Origin of the sequence: Tenacibaculum sp. Bg11-29 (genome assembly GCF_002836595.1) — a bacterium.
GTDB lineage: Bacteria > Bacteroidota > Bacteroidia > Flavobacteriales > Flavobacteriaceae > Polaribacter.
Genome location: NZ_PJBB01000003.1, coordinates 3,672,105 through 3,696,522 on the forward strand (window position 1 = coordinate 3,672,105; position 24,418 = coordinate 3,696,522).

26 protein-coding genes and 1 pseudogene are annotated in these 24,418 nt (G+C 28.7%); 5 read left to right on the plus strand and 22 right to left on the minus strand.

Features of this window, described 5'->3' with window-relative positions; genetic code table 11:
* Window positions 1-134: 134 nt before the first annotated feature.
* The 4 genes and pseudogenes from CXF68_RS16540 to CXF68_RS20680 all read right to left on the minus strand — a co-directional run bounded on the left by CXF68_RS16540 (window position 135) and on the right by CXF68_RS20680 (window position 4,416).
* Window positions 135-848 (minus strand): hypothetical protein, encoded by a 714-nt coding sequence (locus tag CXF68_RS16540; RefSeq protein WP_101046222.1) that lies wholly within the window; start codon window positions 846-848, stop codon window positions 135-137.
* A complete protein-coding gene (locus tag CXF68_RS16545; protein WP_101046223.1) occupies window positions 824-2,206 on the minus strand; it encodes an RtcB family protein in 1,383 nt (460 codons plus the stop codon). The genes CXF68_RS16540 and CXF68_RS16545 overlap by 25 nt, the downstream gene beginning before the upstream one ends.
* A 130-nt stretch (window positions 2,207-2,336) precedes the next feature.
* Window positions 2,337-4,100: a hypothetical protein gene (locus CXF68_RS16550; protein ID WP_157821973.1), complete on the minus strand. Its 1,764-nt coding sequence runs from the start codon at window positions 4,098-4,100 to the stop codon at window positions 2,337-2,339.
* Between the two features lie 205 nt (window positions 4,101-4,305).
* Window positions 4,306-4,416: pseudogene (locus CXF68_RS20680) on the minus strand.
* A gap of 173 nt (window positions 4,417-4,589) precedes the next feature.
* Here CXF68_RS20680 and CXF68_RS16555 point away from each other — a divergent pair.
* Both CXF68_RS16555 and CXF68_RS16560 read left to right on the plus strand, forming a co-directional pair.
* Window positions 4,590-5,204: a hypothetical protein gene (locus CXF68_RS16555; protein WP_101046225.1), complete on the plus strand. Its 615-nt coding sequence runs from the start codon at window positions 4,590-4,592 to the stop codon at window positions 5,202-5,204.
* 1 nt (window position 5,205) lies between these two features.
* A complete protein-coding gene (locus CXF68_RS16560) occupies window positions 5,206-6,204 on the plus strand; it encodes a YafY family protein (RefSeq protein WP_101046226.1) in 999 nt (332 codons plus the stop codon).
* Window positions 6,205-6,275: 71 nt separating this feature from the next.
* On the opposite strand, the gene CXF68_RS16565 is transcribed toward CXF68_RS16560, so the two are convergent.
* Window positions 6,276-6,617, minus strand: a complete 342-nt coding sequence (locus CXF68_RS16565) for a hypothetical protein (protein WP_028890448.1) — start codon at window positions 6,615-6,617, stop codon at window positions 6,276-6,278.
* A gap of 311 nt (window positions 6,618-6,928) precedes the next feature.
* Here CXF68_RS16565 and CXF68_RS16570 point away from each other — a divergent pair, with 311 nt between their 5' ends.
* Window positions 6,929-7,654 (plus strand): SDR family NAD(P)-dependent oxidoreductase, encoded by a 726-nt coding sequence (locus tag CXF68_RS16570; RefSeq protein ID WP_101046227.1) that lies wholly within the window; start codon window positions 6,929-6,931, stop codon window positions 7,652-7,654.
* A 67-nt stretch (window positions 7,655-7,721) separates the two neighbouring features.
* Here CXF68_RS16570 and CXF68_RS16575 read toward each other — a convergent pair whose 3' ends face one another.
* Entirely contained in the window at window positions 7,722-8,132 is a 411-nt protein-coding gene (locus CXF68_RS16575; RefSeq protein WP_101046228.1) for an Lrp/AsnC family transcriptional regulator, read from the minus strand.
* A gap of 120 nt (window positions 8,133-8,252) precedes the next feature.
* Here CXF68_RS16575 and CXF68_RS16580 point away from each other — a divergent pair, with 120 nt between their 5' ends.
* Both CXF68_RS16580 and CXF68_RS16585 read left to right on the plus strand, forming a co-directional pair.
* Window positions 8,253-9,182 carry a glyoxylate/hydroxypyruvate reductase A gene (locus CXF68_RS16580; protein ID WP_101046229.1) on the plus strand — a complete coding sequence of 310 codons (930 nt, stop codon included), beginning with the start codon at window positions 8,253-8,255 and terminating at the stop codon, window positions 9,180-9,182.
* Window positions 9,183-9,185: 3 nt separating this feature from the next.
* Entirely contained in the window at window positions 9,186-9,599 is a 414-nt protein-coding gene (locus CXF68_RS16585) for a VOC family protein (protein WP_101046230.1), read from the plus strand.
* Window positions 9,600-9,644: 45 nt separating this feature from the next.
* On the opposite strand, the gene CXF68_RS16590 is transcribed toward CXF68_RS16585, so the two are convergent.
* The 16 genes from CXF68_RS16590 to CXF68_RS20900 all read right to left on the minus strand — a co-directional run bounded on the left by CXF68_RS16590 (window position 9,645) and on the right by CXF68_RS20900 (window position 24,323).
* Window positions 9,645-10,499 (minus strand): mechanosensitive ion channel family protein, encoded by an 855-nt coding sequence (locus CXF68_RS16590; RefSeq protein WP_101046231.1) that lies wholly within the window; start codon window positions 10,497-10,499, stop codon window positions 9,645-9,647.
* Window positions 10,500-11,186, minus strand: a complete 687-nt coding sequence (locus tag CXF68_RS16595; protein WP_101046232.1) for an aspartate/glutamate racemase family protein — start codon at window positions 11,184-11,186, stop codon at window positions 10,500-10,502.
* The gene (locus CXF68_RS16600; protein WP_101046233.1) at window positions 11,187-13,886 is read right to left on the minus strand and encodes a DNA gyrase/topoisomerase IV subunit A; all 2,700 of its coding nucleotides are present in this window, start codon (window positions 13,884-13,886) and stop codon (window positions 11,187-11,189) included. It lies immediately after the preceding gene.
* A 40-nt stretch (window positions 13,887-13,926) separates the two neighbouring features.
* Window positions 13,927-14,454, minus strand: a complete 528-nt coding sequence (locus CXF68_RS16605) for an ORF6N domain-containing protein (RefSeq protein ID WP_101046234.1) — start codon at window positions 14,452-14,454, stop codon at window positions 13,927-13,929.
* 38 nt (window positions 14,455-14,492) lie between these two features.
* Complete coding sequence (locus CXF68_RS16610) at window positions 14,493-16,352, minus strand: DNA topoisomerase IV subunit B (RefSeq protein WP_101046235.1); 1,860 nt, start codon at window positions 16,350-16,352, stop codon at window positions 14,493-14,495.
* A 93-nt stretch (window positions 16,353-16,445) separates the two neighbouring features.
* Window positions 16,446-17,213 carry a thermonuclease family protein gene (locus tag CXF68_RS16615; RefSeq protein ID WP_101046236.1) on the minus strand — a complete coding sequence of 256 codons (768 nt, stop codon included), beginning with the start codon at window positions 17,211-17,213 and terminating at the stop codon, window positions 16,446-16,448.
* A gap of 2 nt (window positions 17,214-17,215) precedes the next feature.
* Window positions 17,216-18,121 carry a hypothetical protein gene (locus CXF68_RS16620; protein ID WP_101046237.1) on the minus strand — a complete coding sequence of 302 codons (906 nt, stop codon included), beginning with the start codon at window positions 18,119-18,121 and terminating at the stop codon, window positions 17,216-17,218.
* Window positions 18,122-18,127: 6 nt separating this feature from the next.
* Window positions 18,128-19,393: an ABC transporter permease gene (locus CXF68_RS16625; RefSeq protein WP_232771676.1), complete on the minus strand. Its 1,266-nt coding sequence runs from the start codon at window positions 19,391-19,393 to the stop codon at window positions 18,128-18,130.
* Between the two features lie 3 nt (window positions 19,394-19,396).
* The gene (locus CXF68_RS16630; RefSeq protein WP_101046238.1) at window positions 19,397-19,795 is read right to left on the minus strand and encodes a hypothetical protein; all 399 of its coding nucleotides are present in this window, start codon (window positions 19,793-19,795) and stop codon (window positions 19,397-19,399) included.
* 3 nt (window positions 19,796-19,798) lie between these two features.
* Window positions 19,799-20,215 carry a DUF6804 family protein gene (locus CXF68_RS16635; protein ID WP_101046239.1) on the minus strand — a complete coding sequence of 139 codons (417 nt, stop codon included), beginning with the start codon at window positions 20,213-20,215 and terminating at the stop codon, window positions 19,799-19,801.
* Window positions 20,216-20,219: 4 nt separating this feature from the next.
* Window positions 20,220-20,462 (minus strand): hypothetical protein, encoded by a 243-nt coding sequence (locus CXF68_RS20895; RefSeq protein ID WP_198553842.1) that lies wholly within the window; start codon window positions 20,460-20,462, stop codon window positions 20,220-20,222.
* A gap of 157 nt (window positions 20,463-20,619) precedes the next feature.
* On the minus strand, window positions 20,620-21,690 hold the full coding sequence (locus tag CXF68_RS16645; RefSeq protein WP_101046240.1) for a type I restriction endonuclease: 1,071 nt from the start codon (window positions 21,688-21,690) through the stop codon (window positions 20,620-20,622).
* 18 nt (window positions 21,691-21,708) lie between these two features.
* On the minus strand, window positions 21,709-22,542 hold the full coding sequence (locus tag CXF68_RS16650; RefSeq protein WP_101046241.1) for an SPFH domain-containing protein: 834 nt from the start codon (window positions 22,540-22,542) through the stop codon (window positions 21,709-21,711).
* A gap of 14 nt (window positions 22,543-22,556) precedes the next feature.
* Window positions 22,557-23,003 carry a hypothetical protein gene (locus CXF68_RS16655; protein ID WP_101046242.1) on the minus strand — a complete coding sequence of 149 codons (447 nt, stop codon included), beginning with the start codon at window positions 23,001-23,003 and terminating at the stop codon, window positions 22,557-22,559.
* A 247-nt stretch (window positions 23,004-23,250) separates the two neighbouring features.
* Window positions 23,251-23,967 carry a hypothetical protein gene (locus tag CXF68_RS16660; RefSeq protein WP_101046243.1) on the minus strand — a complete coding sequence of 239 codons (717 nt, stop codon included), beginning with the start codon at window positions 23,965-23,967 and terminating at the stop codon, window positions 23,251-23,253.
* A gap of 185 nt (window positions 23,968-24,152) precedes the next feature.
* Window positions 24,153-24,323, minus strand: coding sequence for a hypothetical protein (locus CXF68_RS20900; RefSeq protein WP_198553843.1), 171 nt, complete (start codon window positions 24,321-24,323; stop codon window positions 24,153-24,155).
* Window positions 24,324-24,418: the final 95 nt, after the last annotated feature.

The following is a 24,418-nucleotide window of genomic DNA, read 5'->3' on the forward strand; positions in this document are numbered from 1 at the left end:
TCTTTAATTTCTCCCGTTTCTTTCTACTAAAATATAGTTTATCGTTTCGCACTTATAAGGAAAGTTTCTTAACTTTAAAGTATTTAAATTTCCTCATTTTATATTAAAACTTACTACTGTATTCTTTTTTTATTTTATATTAAACCTAGTATTCCTTTCAATAAATCGATAATTTTATTCGACAGACTTTTACTTTGTTCTATTGAAGTATACTTAGTTTTTATAATGTTGTTTTTATGCTCTTCTTCTTTTTCAATTATACATTTTAAAAAACCTTTCCAATCATGACTTTTTTTAAAAAAGTTAAATTTTAAAATAACTTCTTTAGAGTACATTATAGCTTTAGCTATCCCTTCCGCTTCAGATAGATGATAATAATCGTCACCAAATGATGATGGCATACTAATATTTAACATATAAAATTCATGTAACATATCAAGTTCATAATCATTTTGTACCCATAAACTAGATAAATCACTAATCAATTCTAAAATAAATTTATCTGTATCACTACTCAATAAATTTAAACATGAAAAATATATTTTAAAACTTAATAATTCTTCATCAGAGCAATAACATTCAAGTAAATTAAATAAAGGCTTCTTATAGTTTCCTAATTTATAATTGATATTCACAAAATCAAAAATTAATGTTTTACTATTAAATTGACTTATTTCAACCAATTCATATAGATACTTTTCAAAAGTATCTACATCAATTTTATCTATTAATAATTGATATGCTTTTTGTGTTAATTCTTCGTTCACTATTTCTTGTTTATTAAACCTCACAGGTTTCAAATACCTGTGAGGTTTTTTATCTTCTATCTCCTCCTTTGCTTCTTCCAAGGAGCATTTTTCTGCCAGTTTCCTGCCATAATACAACCATAAGGTAATACTTCATCAATTACTTCTCCTAAACCAAACTCTTCCATTTGATTTCTTACTGTTGCTGCATTTTTGTATGCAGATGGTAATTCTGTAATATCAATTTCTTCAGAGAAAAAACGAATATCTAACCCTTTGGTTTCTTCTTCAAAAATCTCTTGAATTGTGCCTGTTTTACTTTTTCTATGTTGTGTTCTACTAACATTACGTCCCGCTCCGTGTGGAGCGAACCCTAAATTGTTTGTCGTTGTTTTTCCTTCTACAATTAATACTGGTTCACTCATGTTTAACGGAATTAAACGTGGTCCTGTAATATCTGGCATAAACTTAGTATCTAAAGGTGTTGCTCCTTTTGCATGATAAAACAAATCACCCTCTTTAAATACAAAATTATGTTCATTCCAAAATCTATTTTCCTTTTCTACACCTAATTTTTCTAACGTCGAATCGTGTAAAACCTCATGATTCAATTTTGTCCACTTTCTTATAATTTGCAATGCCTCCCAGTATGCTTTTCCTTCTTCAGTATTAAACGGAATCCATGCATTTTGTTTTAATGTTTGTGGTGACAATTCTCTTCTAAATTGTTCAGCTATATGCATTCCTCTTTTATATAAATTAGCTCCAAAACCTCTACTTCCATGATGTGTAACCAACATAGTGTTTCCTGTATTCTTAGATTTCCCTACAAATAAGAAGTGATTTCCATCTCCTTGTGTTCCTAAATGACTTCTTGCTGCTGAAATACATTTTTGATTGTTTAAAAACGGGTTTGCTTCTATTTCAGCTAACAAATCCATAGGAAAACGAAATTGTGTACTTCTATCTCTTCCTCCTGGCCCGAAGTGCGTAATTGAATGTGCAGCATTTAAAACGTCTTTCGGGTTTGCATTTCCAAAATCTGTTAACATTACAGAACAGCAAATATCTGCACTATGCATACCTGGATGAATGGCATTTTTTGCTACCACAATTCCACCAACAGGTATTGTTCCAGTTCCGCCAATCGGGCAAGCATCAGGCATAATAGCACCATTTACAATCGTTGGTGTTTTCATTAATACTTCCATAGAACCTATAACAGAATTCACATTGGTTTCTTCCAATTCGTTTTCTGCCTTAATATTGACCTTAAATTCTACTGAATTATCTAACAACGGAATTTCTGGTTCTGAACGAAATTGTTCTAAATATGTTCCTATTTCTTCCTTGGTTAATTCATTTGTATTGATATACTCCATTGCTTCTGGAAACCATTTTGCTGGTTTAAACCCCATTGCTACTATTTCTTTTCCTGTTATCGTTGTTTTATTTTCCATCGTATTTAATTTGTGCTCCATAAACTCCTTGTTTTATGAAGCGATTACTTTTAAAAGAATTAATATCTTTCTTATAATTCTGTTGCAAATATTCTATATAAGTGCGCAATCTTTTTACGTAGCTAAAATTTTATTTAAAAATTGAAATAAAACTATCCTTTTGTAAAGTATCTAAAGAAAAATCATAATCTGCTTCTACGCTCTTTTTAACAATTTCACCCCCCAATTCTTTTATTATTTTTTTAAAAGATAAAGGCTTGTTCCATTGCTGATATAAAGCTTTTGTAGCAAGGTTAGAAATTTCAGAAGTACCAGAAACTCTAGTATGACCAGCTCCAAAATTCAATAAAACAAAACATTGCTTTTCTTTTTTAGGTATTAATATTCCTAGAATGGTTTGTTGTTGTATTGATTTACATTTAATCTCTGTAAAAAGGTTATTAGGGTTCATCATAAAATCTTTAGAGATACTATCTCCTTTACCTATTACAATTTTATAATCACAGTCTGATTCTCCTGAATAAACATTACTATTAATCAGCGTAGGTGCATTTAAACCTTTATTTGCATATAAATATTCAACAGCTCCATTAGGTGCTGAAGTTATATCGCCTGAATACATTAAATTACTTTCTTCTTGGTTATAAGTACTATTCCAACCTATTTTACCTCCAATATTTAATCCTGATAAATCTAAATCATCCGCTCCCCAAGCATCTTTCCAATAAATACCAATAGCTAATTTTTTACCATAAAACTTAGTTCCTGTAGGAATATTTCCTACAAACATTTTTTCGGAGGTAGGCAACGCATAATTTATATTTTTTGGTAGAAATATTTTTTTTCCTGATAAATTAACTCGCTTCTGTAAATATCTTATTAAGAAACTATAGTTTACTTCGTTTACATAATTTACTGCATTTAATTTTACCCACGATTTTCCGTTTCTAATACGATATAAAAAAGTGTCCTGTCCTTTTTTTCTTGTATAACAAGCACTTAATGCTTTAAATAAAGCAAAAGGCGTCGCATTATCTAACCAATGTATATCGCTCTCTGTTAAAAGAACATTAGTAACCTCATTTAACGGGTTTATAATAAGTGGTTTGTGATATTTTTTAGATAATTTACTTATTCTATTAATCACTTTTGATGCGCTATTCTTATACGCTAAAAACAAAGGTTTAAATCTATTAAATATCTCTGCCAATTTTTCTAACCCAAATTCTCTAAAAGCAATGGTTGGGTTGTATGTACTATTTTTAATTTCTTCAATTAAATCATTACTTTTTATTACTAAAGTTGAATCGGTTGTTTTATAAATGATATATCTAAAAAACTCCACAACATTTTCAGGATATATTTTATATGTATCTGCAATTATAACAAGCGCTTCCTTATTTCTTATATTTTCTTTCCCTGTAAATACATACTTCAATTCATCAACTAATATTGATAATACATCAGCAATTGTTTCTTCTTTTAAAGCAATACCAGATTGTAATAATGAAAGGCATTTGGCTCTCATCTCTTCTATTGAGTATGCTTTTATTACTTTGTATTTTATTTTTAAATCAGGAATATTTAATACTTCGTTTGGTATATAAACCTCAGCTTTAAAAACAGTTACGTATGTTGAAATATAATGTTGAATTTGTTCAACATATAATTCGAATCGAGTACTTTCTTTAATACGTTCCCATGATTTATGAAATGTTTTATTTAATGCTTCTCCTGTTAGTTTTTCATTCTCAAAATAATTTAAAATGCCTTCTTTTGCCCACATCGCATTTTTTTCAATAATAAAACCATTTTCAGAAATAAAACATTTAGTTAAAGAAGTCTCGTTTGTATTATTAGCAATAACTGCATTGAATAATTTTAATGTTTTCATTTTTATCATTTTATAAGTGAGGTATATTATCAATATTTTTTAGGAATACCTTTTACCTATTATTTTATAAAAGACGAAGAGTAAAATGAACCATATTCTCTTGCGAGTACTGGAATCGAACCAGTATATAGGAACTCTTTTTGTCTTTTAAACCGACGGAAAGTGTCTTTTAAGTTGAATAGGAACTTTCTTTGTCCGTTTTTAGTGATTCGGGCAGGAATCGAACCTGCGACACATAGTTTGGATCTTATAGGAACTTTGTTTGCTTATTTGCGCAAAGTATTTTCTATTGCTCTACCTACTGAGCTACCGAATCTATTTATAGTAAAGAACGTCTCTAAAAAATTATCCGTTTTTCTTTTTAACGGAATAATTTTATGCTGTAATTATATATATTTCCCTTAACAACACTGCAAATATTCTACATAAGTGCGCAATCTTTTTGCGTAGAAAAAATTAATTGCTATTTTTATTGAAATTTTTATGTAAATGGATTTAAAAAAGCGATTTCACAAATTAGTTTCAAACTATACCAAAGATGAAAACCGAATAGAATCACTATGGATAGACATTCATAAACATTATTCTGAAAAACATAGAGCATACCATAATCTTACCCATTTAAATGAAATTTTTAAATATGTTGATGTATACAAGCAGCATATAGAAAACTATGATTGTTTGGCTTTCTCTATTTTTTATCATGATGTTATTTATAATATTTGGAAACAAGACAATGAAGAAAAAAGTGCTGATTTTGCTGTTAAGCAACTATCAAAAATAAATATTGAAACTTCTTTTTTAGAAAAAATTTATCAGCAAATAATAGCAACTAAAACACATGAAACAACTGACAAGGATACCAAGTGGATGGTAGATTTCGACTTGGGTATTTTAGGAGTATCTGCTGAGACTTACATTAATTACACGAAGCAAATTAGAGAAGAATACAAGTTAGTACCCAAAATACTTTATAAAAAAGGTCGTAAAAAAGTACTGCAACATTTTATAGATAAGCCCTTTATTTATGCCACAGAAGAATTTAGAAACTTATATGAAGACCAAGCAAAACACAATTTAACTAATGAATTAAACAAGTTGTAAAATGGCTTCTAATAAAAATGCACTTATCCGTTATAAAACGATAGATCAATGTTTACGGAATACAATGAAACGTTGGACTTTAAATGATTTAATTGATGCTTGCTCTGATGCTTTATATGAGTACGAAGGAAAAGATGTGTATATAAGCAAACGAACTATTCAGTTAGATATTCAGCTGATGCGAAGTGATAAACTTGGGTACAATGCACCTATTGAAGTGTATGAACGAAAATACTATCGTTATGCAGAAGAAGGCTATAGTATTATGAATATTCCTGTAACTGATAATGATGTAAAAATTATAAATGAATCAATTCAGGTACTTCGTCAGTTTAAAGACTTTTCTTTATTTAAAGAAATGGACGGAGTTTTACAACGATTAGAAGATTCTGTTTATGCATCGCAAAAAACGAACAGGCCAATTATTCATTTAGATAAGAACGAACAATTAAAAGGCTTGGAATATATTGATCCTATTTACAAAGCTATTCAAAATAAAAAAGTACTTACAATTACATATCAATCTTTTAAAGCTCATAAAGCGAGTGATATGACGGTGCATCCGCAATTATTAAAAGAATACAATAATAGGTGGTTTTTATTAGCAACACATAAAAAACAATATATAACACTTGCTCTCGATAGAATATCAAATATTTTTTCTAATGAAAAAATGGAATACAATGATTTAGCAATTGATGGTGATCTATATTATAAAGATGTAATTGGAGCTACTGTTTCAAACACACGTCCACAACGTATTCAATTTTGGATCGATAAAAAAAATGCTCCGTATGTAATTACGAAGCCTTTTCATAAAAGTCAACGATTGATTAAACATACCGATGATGGTGTAATTTTTAATATTTTAGTTCAAATAAATTATGAATTAGAACGTATGATTCTTGGTTTTGGAGATGCTATTGAAATTCAAAAACCTGAAAAACTTCGTAACCGAATGATTACTAAATTACAGAATGCAGTTAGTAGGTACTCTTAATATATATCTTAAAAAAATAATAAAACACCAAGTAAAAAATGTTCTTTACTTGGTGTTCTACATAACTATAATTATTCTTTTGTAATTATTTGTTCAACATATACATAAGGTCCATTAGGTGCCGATTGTGCTATTCTTGCACAATACCAATCTGATCCCCATCTTAATCCAGAATCCCAAGGGCTATTCTTTGCATCTGCCCATGTCCATGCTTTTGCGTTTGAATCAGGATTTGAAGGCCATCCATTTGCATAAACTTCAATCTTGTCTTGTTGTGCTCTAAAAGGGGCATTGGTACTCCATTGAAGCCATAAATTCCCTTGCTTTTCAAAAGCACTCAAAGTCCATTCAAATTTTTTTGTTACTGTTTGCATTGCTGCGGCTACTTCTGCCACGTTTTTAGTTTGAGACATAATACTAATTATTAAAGTTGGTTAGTTGCGCTTACTCTTTTAATGGATTTTCAGCTTTCTCCTTATTTTTCGTAATACAATTTAAAAATTATATTATCTCACTTTAATAAAAAGACCTTAAGCGTCTATAAATCAACCACTAACAAACATAGTTTTAACACAAACGTAAATACACAACTACTAAAAACCTAATAAACAAACACTTAATAGTAATTATCTTATTAAAATAACATATTAAAAATGAATTAGTCACTTATAAAATATATGCTAATTTTAAAATTTCACAATAACGTTTTCTTTATATTTACCTTATGAATATTATAATTATTACAGGCGGAAGTAAAGGGATTGGAAAAGCATTAGTAAAAAAATATGCTTCAGAAAACTATAAAGTATTTTCTTTAGCAAGAACAGCTTCTTTATTAGAAAGTGTTCAAAACATTTCAGTTGATCTATCTAATCTTACTGTAACAGAAAATAAATTCACTTCTCTTTTAAAGGAAATACTCCTTCAAAAAATAACATCAATTACTTTGGTTAACAATGCTGGTAGGCTAGGTAAAATAGGTGATTTAGAAAATTTAAAAGCTTATGACATTGCTAAATCTATTCAATTAAACACCACTACTCCACTTATACTTTCTAGTTTATTTATTAAAATGACTCAAGAACTCGTATGCAAAAAACAAATTATAAATATTTCATCAGGAGCTGCTAAAAATGCCTATCAAGGTTGGTCTGTGTATTGCACCTCTAAAGCTGCAATAGATATGATGACCAAAGCGATTGCTACAGAACAAAATGAGGAAGAAAATGAAGTGAAATGTGTTTCAATTTATCCTGGAGTTGTAGATACAAATATGCAATCTCAAATTAGAAGCACTCATGAATCTGATTTTACAAGCTTACAACGTTTTGTGGATTTAAAGAATAATAACGAACTATATTCTCCTGATTTCGTTGCTAATTCTATTTATAAAATTGATATAGAAAATCAATTAGAGAGCGGAGACATTATTGATATTCGAAATTTTTAAAAATAAAAATATCAACTTCCATAAAACAAACTACTTCGAAAATATCTAAATTTTAATTACAGATTAACTAGAGTTTAGATAAAATAAGGAATGTATTGGTATCACTAAATACCATTAACTGATCTAGCAGCTCTTGTAAACTTAATTGATTTTTTACCACAACCTTTAAGTGTATATTTTGACTTCCTGTAATTCTATGTGCTTCTTTCACTTCTTTAAAACTTTTTATTTTTTTAAGAATATGTATAAGTTGCCCTGGAAAAACTTTTAATAAAATAAAAGCTTCTAAGTCATTACCTAATTTTTTATTGTCTAGTTGAATTGTATATTTTTGAATAATACCTGTATCTTCTAATTTTTGCACTCTTTCTCTAACTGCCGATGGAGATAAGTTTATTTTTCTACCTAAATCAGCAAAAGACAATCTAGAATTATCTTTTAAATTATCAATTAACTGTCTATCTAAATCATCTACCATCGAATCAATTTTAATTAAATCACAAAATCGCTATTTCAATTGTAAATATAAATAAATTACAAACATTCAATTTTAACTTCTACTAATTTATTTCTAATTTTATATCAAAATTCACAAACTATGAGCATCCTTTTTATCTTTGAAAATAAAAACGTTATGCCTTGGGTAAAAGCTCTAAAAAAAGCTTTGCCAAACACAACGATTGAAGTATACCCTGAAGTGAAAAATAAAGATGCTATAGATTTTGTTATCTGTTGGAAGCCTACTAAAAATGTGTTAGCACAGTTCCCCAACATCAAAGTAATTCAATCAGTTGGTGCTGCTATAGATCATATTACGAATTCACAAACAATACCTACAAATACCATTATTACACGTATTATTGACGAAAAATTATCTAATGATATGTGGGAGTTTTTAATAACTATTGTTTTATCTGAATTAAAAAATATACAGCAATATTCAAACCAAAAAACAACAAAAATATGGGAACAATATAATTATAAATCTATTAACAACACAACAGTTGCTATTTTAGGTTTAGGGAATATTGGTGGCTATGTTGCTGAAAAATTTGCTAAGATTGGTTTTAAAGTAAAAGGTTGGAGTAATTCTAAAAAAGAAATACCAAGTGTTAAAAGTTATCATGAAGAAGATAAATTTGATGCTTTTTTAAATAACGCTGATTTTCTAATTAATCTTTTACCTTTAACAGCAAATACAAAAGACATTTTAAATAAAAACACCTTTAATAAACTACCTAAAGGTTCTTTTCTTATCAATGTTGCAAGAGGTGAACATTTAGTTGATAATGATTTAATAAATGCTCTTGATACCTCAATACTTTCTGGCGCTTTTTTAGATGTTTTTAGAATTGAACCTTTATCAAATGAGCATCCTTTTTGGAAACACCCTAAAATTAAAATAACACCACATATCGCTAGTTTAACTAATGTAGATACTGCCATAAATCAAATTGTAGAAAATTACAAACGTTTCTTAAATAAAGAAGAAATACAAAATAGTGTATCATTAAAAAAAGGATATTAAATTATGAATAGTAAATTTCACCTCGCATTTAAAGTAAAAGATATTAAAAATACGATTAAATTTTATCACACTATTTTAGGTTGTGAATTAGGTAGGCAAACAATTCATTGGGTTGACTTTAATTTTTTTGGACATCAATTATCTGCACATGTGTCTAATGAAATTCCTGAATTAGATCATTGCGGAATCGTAGATAACTTAAAAGTACCTATTCCTCATTTTGGTTGTATTGTAGATGATAGTACTTTTAATACGATAAAAAAAAGCTTAGAAAAACACAGCATAAACTTTATTGTTAAGCCACAAAAAAGATATGAAGGTAAAGAAGGTGCTCAACAAACAATGTTTATTTTAGATTATAGTAATAATGCGTTGGAATTTAAAAGTTTTAAAAATAGTGAAGAAATTTTCAAATAATAAAAATTCACAATAAATAACCTACTACCTCCCTATTTAATATTATTATACATTCACTATTTTATAGATAGGAATAGGTAATGCAACACCTTCAGCTAAAAAACGTTTGTGCACTGCTTCTTTTAATGCACATTTGGTTTTAAATTCTTTAAATGGCTCATTTAACCAAACATACGCACGCATATGTATATGATCTGTATGTACATCAATTACACGTACATCTACTTGTTGAGTATCTGCCATTACTTGTTCTGGTGTTCTAAAATCTATTACAGATGGTAACTTAATAGCTTCCTCTTGTATAATTTGTCTTGCTAAATCAATATCTGCTTTTATTCCTAACTTAAAGTTATTGAAACTAAGAATATGTGAATCTTCAATAGTATGATTTAATACTGAATCGGTACTTATTACCGAGTTTGGTATAATTAATCGTTTGTTTTCAAAATTATTAATTACGGTATGTCGCAACGTAATATCTTCAACAATTCCCACACGGGTATCATCTAACTTAATATAATCTCCAACTCTAAAAGGTCTAAAAATAACAATAAATGCGCCTGCTATTAAATTAGATAAAGCTGCTTGTGCAGCAAAACCAATAATGGCTGCCAAAATACCTGCTCCAGAAAAAATTAAAGTGGCTTTACTTCGAAAAGCTGGTACTGTAGAAATGATATAGGCAATACCAAAAAGGCCTAAAAAAAACTTTACTGAATTACGTAAAAATAAAATACTGGTTCTACCATTTTGATCCGTTTTTCTACGCTTTATGACTTGTACTATTAAATAGCGGAATATTCGTGAAATGACCCAAGTAATAAAAACGATGAGTAATACATACCCTAAAACGCCTAAAAAAGAATCTAAATTAAAACGATATGCTAGTAATTCTTTCATTTATACCGATAGTTTAAATGCTTTTGTTGCATGTATGGTTGTGGTATCGAAAACAGGAATTGAAACGTCTTTTTGTTCAATTAATAAAGGAATTTCTGTGCATCCTAAAATAACACCTTCTGCACCTTTTTGCACTAATTTATTTATAATTGTTAGGTACGCTTTTTTAGATGCTTTATTTAAAATACCTTTAGACAACTCATCATATATTACATCATGAATAATTGTTCTGTCTTCTTCTTCTGGAATTATTGCTTCTATTCCCATATTTTTTAAAACATCGGTATAAAAGTTTTTCTCCATTGTGTACTTTGTTCCTAACAAAGCTACTTTCTTTAATTTTTGTTCTAAAATTAACTCGCCAGTAGCTTCCGCTATATGAATTACGGGAATAGTAACAGCCTCTCTAACTTCATTAATAGTTAAATGCATTGTATTCGCACAAATTAGAATACAATGAGCACCTCCTGCTTGTAAACTCTCGGCTGCATTTACCATTATCTTTCCTAAAAGATCCCATCTACCTTCAGATTGTAATTTAGAAATCTCTCCAAAATCTACAGCGTTCATTACTACTTTTGCTGAATGTTTTTCACCAAATGTTTCACTTGCTAATTTATTTAACACTTGATAATACATAATGGTAGACTGTGGAGTAATACCTCCTATTAATCCTATTGTTTTCATTTAAAATAAACTTTCTTGACTATCGTCATCTTTTGTCTTTTTCTTTTGAAGTGCTCTATCTAAAGCTTTTTTTGCTTTATCTTCTTTTGTTGTTTTAAATTCTTTTTGTGGCACTTCTTCAATATCTAAAGGTAAGCTGTCTTCAATAATCTCTTCCTCATCATTTACCTCAATTTCTTCTACCTTTTCTTCCTCTGGTTCATCATAAGGTAATGATTCTAATAAATTAACGGTACGTATTTTATCTGTCGTTAATTGGTTACCATATGCTTTTATACCTTTTATTGCTATAAAATCTTCAAAATTCACTTTTATTTTATCTAAGCTACGTTTTGAAAATAATACTTCAGCCATTGGACGGTAATCAGTAGAAACAATCTCTAATTTCGATTTCTCGGTATCAGAAATAAAAACATCTTCTTTATCTGCTGTTTCAATTAAAAAACGTTTTACATAATAACGTTCTTTTTCACCATCAAAATAAATAGCAGATATAGGTTTGTTTGGTTTCCACTTTTCTAATACAATCATATCACTTTCGAAGTGCATTGCTAGATTTGGTGCTACTGCTTTAATTTTACCTGATTGTGTTGCTATTAAAATTTTGTCCTCTGCTCTAAACTCGCCTAGTAATTCTCCTCTATCATCAACATTTAAACGCTGTACTGTATCATCAAACCAAATTTTTCGAGGTTTTAGTGTAGAAACACCCGCAGATTTAAATTCGATTTTTCGAATTGCAAACTTGGTTATTTGATTACCACGAACTGCACGTCCTTTAATTGCTAAATCTGCAAAATCAATATCCCATTTCAGTTTTTTTATACTACCTACAGATCGTAAATTAATAGTAACGACCTCAGCTTCCCCATTCGGGTTTACTGTAAAATACAAAACCTTAGATCCTTTATTACCTGTGGTTAAATCATACTCTTTATCTCGTGTTACACTCGTTACGTTAAAACGCTTCATATAACTAGGTCCTTTTAAACCATCCTTATACATCATATTGTACACAGTACGCTTATCTCTCTTTTTAAAGATTGCAATATGAATAATATCTTTTCCTACAAAAGTCTTCGATGCTACTTTGGTAACAATCATTTTACCATCACTTTTAAAGATAATTATATCATCAATATCTGCACACTCAGTAACATATTCATCTTTTTTAAGTGAAGTACCTACAAAACCTTCTTCTCTATTTACATAAAGTTTCGTGTTTCGCATTACGACTTTGGTTGCTACGATATCATCAAAAATTCTAATTTCTGTTTTACGTTCGCGACCTTTACCGTACTTCGTTTTTAAGTTTTTAAAATAGTTTACAGCAAACTCTATTAAATTATCTAAATGATGTTTTACCTCAGCTATTTTCTCTTCTAAACTTTCAATATGTTGTTTTGCTTTGTCAATATCGAACTTTGAAATTTTCTTTATTCGAATTTCAGTTAAGCGAACAATATCTTCTTCTGTTATTTCTCTTTTTAAATGTTTAATATGCGGTTGTAAACCTTTGTCAATTGCTTCAATTACACCTTGCCAAGTATCAACTTCTTCAATATCACGATATATTCTGTTCTCAATAAAAATTCGCTCTAAAGATGCAAAATGCCATTGTTCTTGTAATTCATTTAACTGAATTTCTAGTTCGCTTTTAAGTAACTTCACCGTTAAATCTGTAGAGTGCTTTAACATTTCAGAAACTCCAACAAATACAGGTTTGTTATCTTCAATAGTACAAGATAGTGGTGAAATTGAATTTTCGCAATTCGTAAATGCGTATAATGCATCTATTGTTTTGTCTGGCGATATTCCGGCAGGTAAATGCACTAAAATTTCTACATTGGCCGCGGTATTATCTTCAATCTTTTTAATTTTAATTTTACCTTTCTCATTTGCTTTTAAAACACTGTCGATTAACGTAGTTGTTGTTGTAGCAAAAGGAATTTCAGTAATTACTAAGGTCTTTTTATCTAATTGTGAAATTTTCGCACGTACACGTACTTTCCCTCCTCGTATACCATCATTATAATTAGTGAAGTCAGCAATTCCGCCAGTTAAAAAATCTGGAAAAATCGAAAAACTTTTCCCTTTTAAATACTTTACAGAAGCATCTATTAATTCTATAAAATTGTGTGGTAGTATTTTCGTTGATAATCCTACCGCAATTCCTTCAGCTCCTTGTGCTAATAATAAAGGAAATTTTACTGGTAAATCTATTGGTTCTCTCCTTCTTCCATCATACGACATTTTCCAATCGGTTGTCTTAGGATTAAAGACAACTTCTAATGCAAACTTTGATAAACGAGCCTCTATATACCTTGATGCAGCAGCTCTATCTCCTGTTAAGATATTACCCCAGTTTCCTTGCATATCAATCAGCAATTCTTTCTGACCAATTTGCACCATAGCATCTGCAATTGAAGCATCTCCATGCGGGTGATATTGCATCGTATGCCCAACAATGTTCGCTACTTTATTGTAACGTCCATCATCTAAGTCTTTCATAGAATGCATTATTCTACGTTGTACTGGTTTTAAGCCATCTTCTAACGAAGGAACTGCTCTTTCTAAAATTACATACGAAGCGTAATCTAAAAACCACTCCTTATACATTCCTGTTACTTTCGTAATAGTTTCTGTATTTTCAATTGGTTGATTTAATTCTTCGTCGTGCTCGTTTATATCTTCACTCATTAAATAATATGTATTCGCTTAAGAGTTATTATTTATTTAATTATTTTTTGTAACCTATTTTACTTCTCTCTGATGAATTTTCTTTCTTTTCTACCAACTCATCTAAATAAGAAAATACCAATTCTATATTTTTATCGTGATTGTTCATTTTCTTTTTAATATCTTCAATCTCTAATCGTAAACTTAAATTATCACTCAATAAATCTCGCATTTTAGTAAATATTCTAATAATTTTAATATTTACGGCAATTGCTCTGTCACTTTTTAATACACTTGATAACATTGCAACTCCTTGCTCTGTAAAAACCATCGGAACATACCGTAATCCCATTTTATCAGCATTGGAGGTCGCAAATTGCGTCCTCCAATTCTTAAACTCCTCTTTTGTTAATTCAAACATAAAATCTTCTGGAAAACGGTTATGATTTCTTCTAACTGCTTCCTTTAATCTTTTTGTTTCAACTTGATATAACTCTGCTAAATCTCTATCTAACATTACCTTTTGATTTCGAATCAAATAGATTTTGTTTGAAATAATTTCATTTGGTATAATTATATCTTTTTTCATTACACTTTTTTTAAATTCACAATTTGTAAGACCTTGCTCTAACCTTCATCTTCAACAACATCTAATTCAACTTTTAAATTCTCGATGATAAATTTTTGTCTGTCTGGTGTATTCTTTCCCATATAAAATTCTAACATTTTCTCAATAGACATTTCTTTATCTAACATCACTGGGTCTAAACGAATATCATCTCCAATAAAATGAACAAATTCATTTGGTGAAATTTCTCCTAATCCTTTAAATCGAGTTATTTCTGGTTTTCCTCTTAATTTAGCTATTGCCTCTCTTTTTTCTTCTTCAGAATAACAGTAATAAGTATCTTTCTTATTACGAACTCTAAATAAAGGCGTTTCTAAAATATATAAATGCCCTTCTTTAATTACTTCTGGAAAAAACTGTAAAAAGAACGTTATTAATAACAAACGAATGTGCATACCATCTACATCGGCATCGGTAGCAATTACTATATTATTATAACGCAAATCTTGTATACCTTCCTCTATATTTAAGGCTGCTTGTAATAAATTAAATTCTTCATTCTCGTATACAATTTTCTTACTAAGTCCGTAAGAATTTAAAGGTTTTCCTTTTAAACTAAAAACTGCTTGTGTATTTACGTTTCTAGATTTTGTGATCGATCCAGATGCAGAATCTCCCTCTGTAATAAATAATGTTGATTCTAAATAAGCATCTTTCTTAGTATCACCTAAATGCACTCTACAATCACGTAACTTTTTGTTATGTAAACTTGATTTTTTTGCTCTATCTTTTGCTAACTTTCTAATTCCAGATAATTCTTTTCGCTCTTTTTCTGCTTGTATAATTTTACGCTGTAGCTTATCTGCTGTTTCTACATTTTTATGTAAAAAATTATCTAACTGTGTTTTTAGAAAATCATTAATATACGTTCTAACACTTGGTAGACCATCTCCCATTTCAGTAGATCCTAATTTTGTTTTTGTTTGACTTTCAAAAATAGGTTCCATTACTTTAATGGCAATAGCAGAGATAATTGATTTACGAATATCTGAAGCTTCAAAATTCTTTCCGTAAAACTCACGAATCGTTTTTACAATAGCTTCTCTAAATGCAGCTTGATGCGTACCTCCTTGTGTTGTATGTTGTCCATTTACAAACGAATGGTATTCTTCTGAATATTGTGTTTTACTATGCGTTATGGCAACTTCTATATCGTCTCCTTTTAAATGAATAATCGGATACAACATATCTTCTTTACTATTGTTATCTTCTAATAAATCTTTCAATCCATTTTCTGAAACATATTTTTCTCCGTTAAAAACAATAGTTAACCCTGTATTTAAGTATACATAGTTTTTAAGCATTTTAGAAACATACTCGTTTCTATACTTATAGTTTTTAAAAATTGCTTCATCAGGAATAAAAGAAACCTTTGTTCCTTTTCTACGTGAAGTTTCTTCTAAGAATTCTTGATCTGTTAAATTACCTTGAGAAAATTCTGCTGCTGCAGATTTACCATCTCTTGATGATTCTACTCTAAAAAATGAAGAAAGCGCATTTACTGCTTTGGTACCTACACCGTTTAATCCTACCGATTTTTTAAATGCTTTCGAATCATACTTACCTCCAGTATTCATTTTAGATACTACATCGACTACTTTACCTAAAGGAATACCACGACCATAATCTCTAACAATTACTTTATTTCCTTGAATAGAAATTTCGATGGTTTTACCCGCCCCCATTACATATTCATCAATAGAGTTATCTAAAACTTCTTTTACTAAAATATAAATTCCATCATCGGCAGACGAACCATCACCTAATTTACCAATGTACATTCCCGGACGCATACGGATGTGTTCTTTCCAATCGAGCGAGCGTATATTATCTTCGGTATATTTTGTTTCTTGAGTCATAAAAGTTGAGGAAATTGAAGTCTCTGCTAAAGTAGTATTTCCTACTGTAAAAATAAAAAAACTCTGCTAATTTAGTTATTAACAGCGTTTCATTTATTTCTTTTCTAATTGTTTTTTTTCTAATTTACACAGTATTCTCCCCAGTCTTTCCGCCTTCTTTACTGTTGTTATTTTCACTTCTGTCTTACACATTTTCAACCCTTTACATGTTTTTTTTAAATGATAACGTTTACTTGCAACGCTCTTACATATAAACACTTTTTTAACTTCTTTTTCTTGAAAGGCAGTTAAAGCAAATCCTACTAGTATTAATGGTATTATTTTTTTCATACTTTTAAATTTCATATTCATTTTCTCTATCTGTTGTATTTTATCAATGCTTTTTCTCTTTTTACCTCCTCGTCTATATTCCCAAGGGGGTATTAAATTAGGATCTGACCAAATACCTATTTTATTATTTTTGGCTTCAATTTCTAATTGTTTATATTTTTGGTCTTTTGAGTATTTTTTAAAATGCATTGCCAAACCATTACTTATCAATTCTTTATTTAAATTTTTATTACCATCATAATATACCTCAGCTATTAATCTATTCCAATGCCACTTACCACTATGGATTATTTTCACTTTCTTCCCAAAAATTTCATTGGACACAAATCGCTTTGTTTTTTTACCAAAGGGTTGTTTTTTTTCAGGACAATCAATATGCGCTAATCGTATATGTATTGGTTTGTTTTCATATAACACTTCTATAGTATCTCCATCTATAACACCAATTACTTTAGCACAGAAATTTTCAGGTAGTTTTACTGTTTTTGGTATTATAAATAATAGTAAAATGAATAGTATTTTTAAGTGCATATTTATTTAAAGAGAAATTTTTTTATAATTTTATCAATGTGTGAAGGTAAATCAGTTCTTTTCAATTCAAACTTTTTTACATTCATAGCTGTTAGCCATTTTTTCCAATACTCCTTCATTACATCTTCTTCATATGGGTTTATTGTATCTGGATTAATACCTAATACTAAAACTTCTAAGTTTTCTAAATTCTGATCTATTGGTAAAAACCCTAGCTCTTTTTCATCAAACTTCTTTTTCCATCTACTTGTTCTTAAATTAAATCCTTTAATAGTTTCTGGAGTTAGATATGTAGTACTGTTCTTTTCTCTTTTTTTATTATCCTTATGATAAATATAACCATCTGTTAAAATTACAACGATGTTTCTATAATCATCATCTATACAGTAATCTTCAATCTTATTTTTAAAGAACCCCCAAGTATCTGAACCTACATATTTTCCATCTAATATTGCCTGTTCATAAATTGCGGTACAGGTTTTTGTATATTTTTTTGAAGTTTCTAATATCAACTCTTTAGTTGCATTTGTTTTATCAAAAGAGATCTTTAAATCTGATATTTTTTGATTCAACGCTTTATCCGATGGTTCTGGATCTAAAAACAACTGAATTTTATCTTTTATTTTTCTACTTTTTTTATTTCGAATATGATTTTCAAAATTTTTAGCTATCAATTCTATATAGCCTATATCTCTTTGAAAAAGTTCCATTGATTCTTTAGGATATTTCTCTGGATCAATTCTATCTGAAAGATCCAATAAAATACTGATATTCAAATTCGAATTTTTCTTCTTTACTTCAACCTGTTTTGCTGTTTCTAATGCCACCACTGAAGCGTTTTCTTTTTTACATGCATTTGTAGTAAAAAAGAAAATAGCTACTAGTATAAATAATACACTTCTTTTCATTACTTCTTAATTTAATTGTGATTTATAAATAATTCCCTCTGTGTGTTCGTCATTCAAATCATATTTTGTTAAATGATCTTTTTCTACCACTTCACATGTAGAGAGTACTTTATTCTTTTTATCTAACTCTATATAATTATCTGCTATTGATAAATACCAACCTTTTACATACTCTGCGTGGTATGTTAAATAACGTTTGTTAGGAAAAACAAAACCATCAATAGTTCTTTGCATCTCCGCAATTTTCCCTTCTTTTTCTGATATTCCTTTTTTTACTTCATTTAGTTTATCAACTACTTTCGAAATCAATTTATCTAAATTTACAATAGCTTCTCTTTTAGCTCTTATAAATGCTTTTATTTTATCTATGTTATCGTATTCTTTCATTATAAAATCGAACACCAAGCCCCAAATAATATACACTACAAAACCTGCAAAGATGATTCCCCAAAACTCTACTTTATTAAAAGCTATTGACAAATTAAACTCTGGAGAATCTGGTGTTTTATTAAAGTCATAAATCTTCATTTCTATTTGATATGCTAAAATGGCATCGAAAATAAAAGTGATAATAAATAAAGCACCAACTTTAACGTGTGACAACCAATTTTTATGTTTTTGAAACATATGAATCAAATATCCTAAGCCCATAAAAGCAAATGGTATTGTAATTATAAAAACAGCTTCTAGCCAACCGTGCTCTATTGATTTTGATAATGAATTACCATCAAATATTGCTGCGGATAATTCTGCTTCTTCAAAATTTTTAAAAAAGGCAGAAAATGATGCTGACATATAAAATACCAAGAGATAAAAAGTTATTGGTATTAACACTGCCAACCCTAAATAAAATTGTGCTCTAGGTTTCTTATCAACATCTTCAACATATTTTTCTGGATCTTGTTTCACATCTACTATTTCATGCTTATACTTTTCTATCTTATCCTCTTCTTTTTTTATCTCTTCTTCAAACAATCCTTTAGCTGTTTGTCTTTTCTTTAATTCAATACCTATTCTTCCTTTTTCTTGAACATGAGGTTCTTTTAATTTTTTTTGTAGTTCAACATTTTCAGCACATTCTGTTTTATAATCCATATATAAATCATTCAAACAAGCTCTAAATACTTTTGAATTTCCTGATGATTGTTTTGAACTACCATAACCGCTTTCAAAAAAAGTTAATCTAAGTTTTTTTACAACTTCTTTCTCTGATGTTTTAACAGTATTAAATTCCTCTTTTTTTATTGTGAATATTTTTTTTATTACTCCCATAATTTATACTGTAAGTTGTTTTAATAATTCTTCTTTTGTCGTATTTTCTTTCGCGTTACTTATTAAAAATTCGCACAATTCTGTAATATTTTCTTCTAAGAAACCAAATTTTAAGCAATACTTTTTTAAAGCATTTATTTCATCATCAGTAACTACCTCATCAGCCCAAATCATAATTGCTAAATCATATAAATACTTTAATTTTTGTTCTAAACTTTCGGGTATAATACTTTCATGATGTGGTGATAATAAAACGGCTTCTAACTCTTGTTTAGACACCTGCCTTTCTTCTGCAAACTTGTATAACATTTGCATTTCTAAGACATCAAAATTATCATCTGAAAATGCTATTTGATAAAGTCTTAAGAAATGACTTTTAAGTTCGGTAGTTATTTGATTCATATTTTAGTTTTTAATTTTATACATGTTTCGAGTTTCATTTTTAGGTTCCTTTATTGTTTCTTTAGTTCTTGTTTTATATCCATAAAAGGCAATCAAAAGGAAAAGAATTGCTGCTACAACATCTAAAGGCATCCAATAAGGTTTTAAGTATAGATAAACTGGGAGAATTGGATTAAATAAAATTGTGATAGGAAGAAAAATAAGTTTCCAAAAAGATTGAACTTCTTTATTTATTATAATTAATAAGCATCCAACAAACACCATAATTCTTAAAAATCGATAATACTGAATTGGTAAATGCAGTAGCGCTATTAATAATAGAAAAGCACATATTATATTAAACGTTATTGCTATTCTTTCTCTATAAATAAACTTCGGTAATCTCTTTCCTTTTTTAATTAACGGATAAATAGTTTTCATACTACTAACAGTTGCATTCAGATCTATCTACGTATGTTTTATTCCCATTACTATTTTTATAATAGCATCCACCTTTGGGGCCTGTCCATAATTTTTTTCCATTATGAGTTCCACACCTCCACTCTGTTCTTGTTTCAGGTAAATTTGTTTCTGATAAATCCGTCTCTTCTAAATCATCACCACCTGTTGAACAGCTTAAAATTGATAAAACGGCAATAAATAGACTTGTTAAAATTATTTTTTTCATGTTTTAATTGTTTAATTAGACACTTCAAAACTAAACTTATACAAAAACAAAACCTTACGGATTTCCGTAAGGCTTAAAATAGTTTAAATGTTTTTTCTTCTATTTTATTACTCCTTTCCTTCTGAATAAAAAACAAATATCCATAACAACCCTATTTTTAATTAACCACTTCTGTCTCATACTCCTCATAACAGTTTACTGTTTTTAAAAGAGCCGAATCAAATTTATAAATATCTTCTATTAACTCTATTTTTTCCTTAATTTCCTTTCTGTTTTCGTCAAATATCCCCAAGTACTTCGTTTTACCATTAAAGTGTAACCTACATAATGGTTTACGATTATTATCATCTAACAAAATTCCGAAATAGGACTGTGTATCTCTAAAAGCTATTCTATTAACGGCTACTTTCTTCCTTAAAATCGCGATAACAATTCTATACGCTTCTAGCTCTTCTTCTGTTGTTATTATTTTACTTTCCTCTTCGGGTTCTTTGTTTACTAGTATTAATTTTTCTTCTTCTTTATTTAATGCGTTTTGTAATCGATCATTTACTTTTTCAACAATAAATTGATTGATTGATTTTGAAACCAATTCTTTAAATTGCTCTATAACTTTTTCCGTTTGTCTTCCTGAATAAATTTTTGAAGTAAAGAATCGTATAAAATCTACTTCAGGTTCAATTAACTGAGCATTAAATACATTTTTAATCTCTTTTGAATATTTAAGTGAACTTGCATTGTTCGCTATTTTATTAACATCGAATTTTGATTTATGAAACTTTGATATTTCAGTAATTACTGACTCTTTTAATTTCGTTACATCAAATTCTAAAAATGGTTTTTCATCCATTTTATTTGCTGCATCTAAATCTGTAAAAAACTTATATTCGATTCCATTAGTTAAAAGTGCAAATTTTGATTTTGAAGCATGAAAATATCTGAATAATTGTGAGTTGTGTAAACTCAAATTTTCATTCCAATGTTTACATTCTATAATTAAAATAGGCACACTATTTTCTATAATAGCATAATCTACTTTTTCTCCTTTTTTTAATCCTATATCTGCTGTAAACTCAGGTATAACTTCTATTGGGTTAAAAATATCATATCCTAATAAGTTTATAAACGGTAATATAAATGCCGTCTTAGTAGCTTCTTCTGTTTCTATTTGATCTTTTAGCGTAACTATTTTTTCTGAAAGTTCTTTTAATTTGCTAGTTAGTTCCATAATAACTTATAATATGTTTTAATGAGTGTTTAATTCTAATGCCGTTTTAAAATTAGTAGGTAAAAAAACTTTATTACTAGGGTTATTTGTAATAATTTTCATTCCGTCTATGTATTTTTGAAACATAATTATTTCACTTGCTTTATCTGAGCTTAATTCATCTTTAAGAGTCGACAAATAATTAGCATCTGCCTCAGCTAATAATCCTAAAACACTTGCTTGTGCTTTTGCTCTAATAAAGGTTGCTTCAGCCTGAGCTTTTGCCTCGGTTACTTCTGCTTGCGCTTTACCTTCTGCTTCCGCTATTATTGCTCTTTTTTTTCTTTCAGCAGTCATCTCTTGCATCATAGCCTCTGCTGTATCATCTGAATATTTTATCTCCTGAATTTCAACTCTTGTAAATACAACACCCCATTTTTCTGCTATATCCATTAATTGAGCAGAGATTTTTTGATTCAGATTTTGTCTTTCAGATAAAACTTGATCTAATTTTAGTTTGCCTATATTAGATCTTAAGGCATTTAAAGCAACATCTTTTATTGATTTAGGTAAAATATCTATATCATAAACTGCTTTTGCTGGATCTATAATTTTCCAATAAACAGAAGCATCAGCATCAATAGTAACATTATCTAATGTTTGACATTGTCTTGGTGGAGTATCAGTTTGTTGTTCAGACAACTCTATCTGATAATTCTTCTTATTCGCAACATTGTTCCAGTTATTAACGTATTTTATTGTTTCAATAAAAGGAATTTTAAACCTAAGTCCGTCTTTTTGAACTCTACTATGTTTTCCAAACCTTTTAACAAGTACAACATGGTTTTGTGGGATAGTGTAAATAATTGCCATTTCTTTTTTAATTTTTATATTATTAATTTATGTGATTTTACATTTATAATTTTGTGTGATTCACCTTCTTTAATCTCTTTTAAAATCACACTTTCAAATTGATATACTTCTTTTTCTACCTCTATAAATAATTCTCCTTCTATATTTATTATCTTCCCATTCATGCCAATAACTCTCTCTATACCTCCTACATGCTTTCTTGGAGAAATAATCTTATCATGTATTTTTTCAAGTTGTTTTCTCCAAACTAGATAATGAAACGTGATAAAAACAAACCATATGATTACTGCTAATAACATTGAAGTTACAAGAGCGGCTTTTATCTTTAGTATGCAAAAAAGAGTTAATAAAATATAGGCTATGTGAGTTGGGTACTCAAAAGAAAGAATGATGTCTATGATAATTAATAATAAAGCTACTAGTGCTAATGTTTCGTAATAATTTGTAATTAATATTTCCATACACCAAAACTAACCACACTAAAAAACAAAAGCTTACGGAAATCCGTAAGCTTCTATTTTTATATAAAAAATCACTTAATCATTAACCAAAACAACATGTTTATAATATACAAAACCAATGGTTTGAGTTCTTCTAACTTTTACCTTAATCCATTGACCTTGTATTACTAATAAAATTCTTAAATAAAGAGGTTCTCCTTATAATTACGATGCATTAAGTTAGATTACTACAACTTGTTTTTAGGATTTAAAAAAGCTTATAAACTCCAACTTTAAGATAAATTTTTTCATACTCCTTTTTCGTTTTAATTTTAAACTTTTTCATTACAATTTTTCTGATTTTATCATCATCCATTCCTATATATTTTTCATTCATTATTTCGTTATAAATGTATAGTTCCCTTTTAATTGGTAAATCTTCTTTTTTAATATTTCCGACTTTATTTTTTATTTTAATATCAAACTTATAACTACTCCTATCTTTATTTACAACTATTTCAGGTGTCATCATTCCTATTTTACCATTTGGTGACCATAATAATTTTCCAAAAGTATATGGTGTATTTCCAATATCTTTTTTATCATCGTAGGCAAATATTACTATTTCGTCAATATCATTGTCTGATTTTATTTTTTCTGCAACTATTGATTTAAATGTGTTCTCAAGAATATCTTTTGATATCTCATATGGTACAACAATACACACCGTTAGTCTTTTACTACTTGGCAATTCATTAAGTTCTTTAGTTGTATAATTCGACATTCTTCCAACTATCGTTTTTGTATTAACAATTTGAATATCTTCAATTGTGTATTTAGATATTTTCATGTTATCAAATTCAATTTTAAACGGTTTATATTTTTTTATCTCTTTCTTTTCTTCCGATTGTCTTTTGTTTTCAGAACAACTAACCATAAATACAGTTAGTATTCCAACAAGAATAAAATTTCTATGTTTTTTCATTAAGGTTAAGGTTTTGTTCACAATTAGTATCAACATAATAAATATCTTTCAAAAATCATTATTCTAATAAAAAAAATCCTATGACTTTAAATCAATTAATCTTGTTTTTACATTAGGATATTTTTTTCATCAATATTAAAAAAGAACCTCTTGTATTTCACTACAAGAGACCCTTTTTAGTCATTTTAAGCATATGAAATTAGCTTCCAATCAACAGCATTTCCATTATGTGGTGGAAATGTTTCTCCTTTTGATAATGGAATTGTTCCTGAAGGATTTGCTTGAGCTTCCCATACTCCTGATTCTGGACATTTTTGACCTGTTTTTCTAATCGTTCCTAATGGCATTTTTGACATCTTTATTAAATTTAAATTAATACTATCTCAAAATTACCTATCAAAAAACACAAAACCCTACGGGAATCCGTAGGGTTTTGTGTTTTACTATCATC

What these genes read in the sequence shown, in the direction of transcription:
- CXF68_RS16545 (WP_101046223.1), bottom strand. Translation starts at nt 2,206, where the DNA reads ATGGAAAATAAAACAACGATAACAGGAAAAGAAATAGTAGCAATGGGG.
- CXF68_RS16550 (WP_157821973.1), bottom strand. Translation starts at nt 4,100, where the DNA reads ATGAAAACATTAAAATTATTCAATGCAGTTATTGCTAATAATACAAAC.
- CXF68_RS16555 (WP_101046225.1), top strand. Translation starts at nt 4,590, where the DNA reads ATGGATTTAAAAAAGCGATTTCACAAATTAGTTTCAAACTATACCAAA.
- CXF68_RS16560 (WP_101046226.1), top strand. Translation starts at nt 5,206, where the DNA reads ATGGCTTCTAATAAAAATGCACTTATCCGTTATAAAACGATAGATCAA.
- CXF68_RS16565 (WP_028890448.1), bottom strand. Translation starts at nt 6,617, where the DNA reads ATGTCTCAAACTAAAAACGTGGCAGAAGTAGCCGCAGCAATGCAAACA.
- CXF68_RS16570 (WP_101046227.1), top strand. Translation starts at nt 6,929, where the DNA reads ATGAATATTATAATTATTACAGGCGGAAGTAAAGGGATTGGAAAAGCA.
- CXF68_RS16575 (WP_101046228.1), bottom strand. Translation starts at nt 8,132, where the DNA reads ATGGTAGATGATTTAGATAGACAGTTAATTGATAATTTAAAAGATAAT.
- CXF68_RS16580 (WP_101046229.1), top strand. Translation starts at nt 8,253, where the DNA reads ATGAGCATCCTTTTTATCTTTGAAAATAAAAACGTTATGCCTTGGGTA.
- CXF68_RS16585 (WP_101046230.1), top strand. Translation starts at nt 9,186, where the DNA reads ATGAATAGTAAATTTCACCTCGCATTTAAAGTAAAAGATATTAAAAAT.
- CXF68_RS16590 (WP_101046231.1), bottom strand. Translation starts at nt 10,499, where the DNA reads ATGAAAGAATTACTAGCATATCGTTTTAATTTAGATTCTTTTTTAGGC.
- CXF68_RS16595 (WP_101046232.1), bottom strand. Translation starts at nt 11,186, where the DNA reads ATGAAAACAATAGGATTAATAGGAGGTATTACTCCACAGTCTACCATT.
- CXF68_RS16600 (WP_101046233.1), bottom strand. Translation starts at nt 13,886, where the DNA reads ATGAGTGAAGATATAAACGAGCACGACGAAGAATTAAATCAACCAATT.
- CXF68_RS16605 (WP_101046234.1), bottom strand. Translation starts at nt 14,454, where the DNA reads ATGAAAAAAGATATAATTATACCAAATGAAATTATTTCAAACAAAATC.
- CXF68_RS16610 (WP_101046235.1), bottom strand. Translation starts at nt 16,352, where the DNA reads ATGACTCAAGAAACAAAATATACCGAAGATAATATACGCTCGCTCGAT.
- CXF68_RS16615 (WP_101046236.1), bottom strand. Translation starts at nt 17,213, where the DNA reads ATGCACTTAAAAATACTATTCATTTTACTATTATTTATAATACCAAAA.
- CXF68_RS16620 (WP_101046237.1), bottom strand. Translation starts at nt 18,121, where the DNA reads ATGAAAAGAAGTGTATTATTTATACTAGTAGCTATTTTCTTTTTTACT.
- CXF68_RS16625 (WP_232771676.1), bottom strand. Translation starts at nt 19,393, where the DNA reads ATGGGAGTAATAAAAAAAATATTCACAATAAAAAAAGAGGAATTTAAT.
- CXF68_RS16630 (WP_101046238.1), bottom strand. Translation starts at nt 19,795, where the DNA reads ATGAATCAAATAACTACCGAACTTAAAAGTCATTTCTTAAGACTTTAT.
- CXF68_RS16635 (WP_101046239.1), bottom strand. Translation starts at nt 20,215, where the DNA reads ATGAAAACTATTTATCCGTTAATTAAAAAAGGAAAGAGATTACCGAAG.
- CXF68_RS20895 (WP_198553842.1), bottom strand. Translation starts at nt 20,462, where the DNA reads ATGAAAAAAATAATTTTAACAAGTCTATTTATTGCCGTTTTATCAATT.
- CXF68_RS16645 (WP_101046240.1), bottom strand. Translation starts at nt 21,690, where the DNA reads ATGGAACTAACTAGCAAATTAAAAGAACTTTCAGAAAAAATAGTTACG.
- CXF68_RS16650 (WP_101046241.1), bottom strand. Translation starts at nt 22,542, where the DNA reads ATGGCAATTATTTACACTATCCCACAAAACCATGTTGTACTTGTTAAA.
- CXF68_RS16655 (WP_101046242.1), bottom strand. Translation starts at nt 23,003, where the DNA reads ATGGAAATATTAATTACAAATTATTACGAAACATTAGCACTAGTAGCT.
- CXF68_RS16660 (WP_101046243.1), bottom strand. Translation starts at nt 23,967, where the DNA reads ATGAAAAAACATAGAAATTTTATTCTTGTTGGAATACTAACTGTATTT.
- CXF68_RS20900 (WP_198553843.1), bottom strand. Translation starts at nt 24,323, where the DNA reads ATGTCAAAAATGCCATTAGGAACGATTAGAAAAACAGGTCAAAAATGT.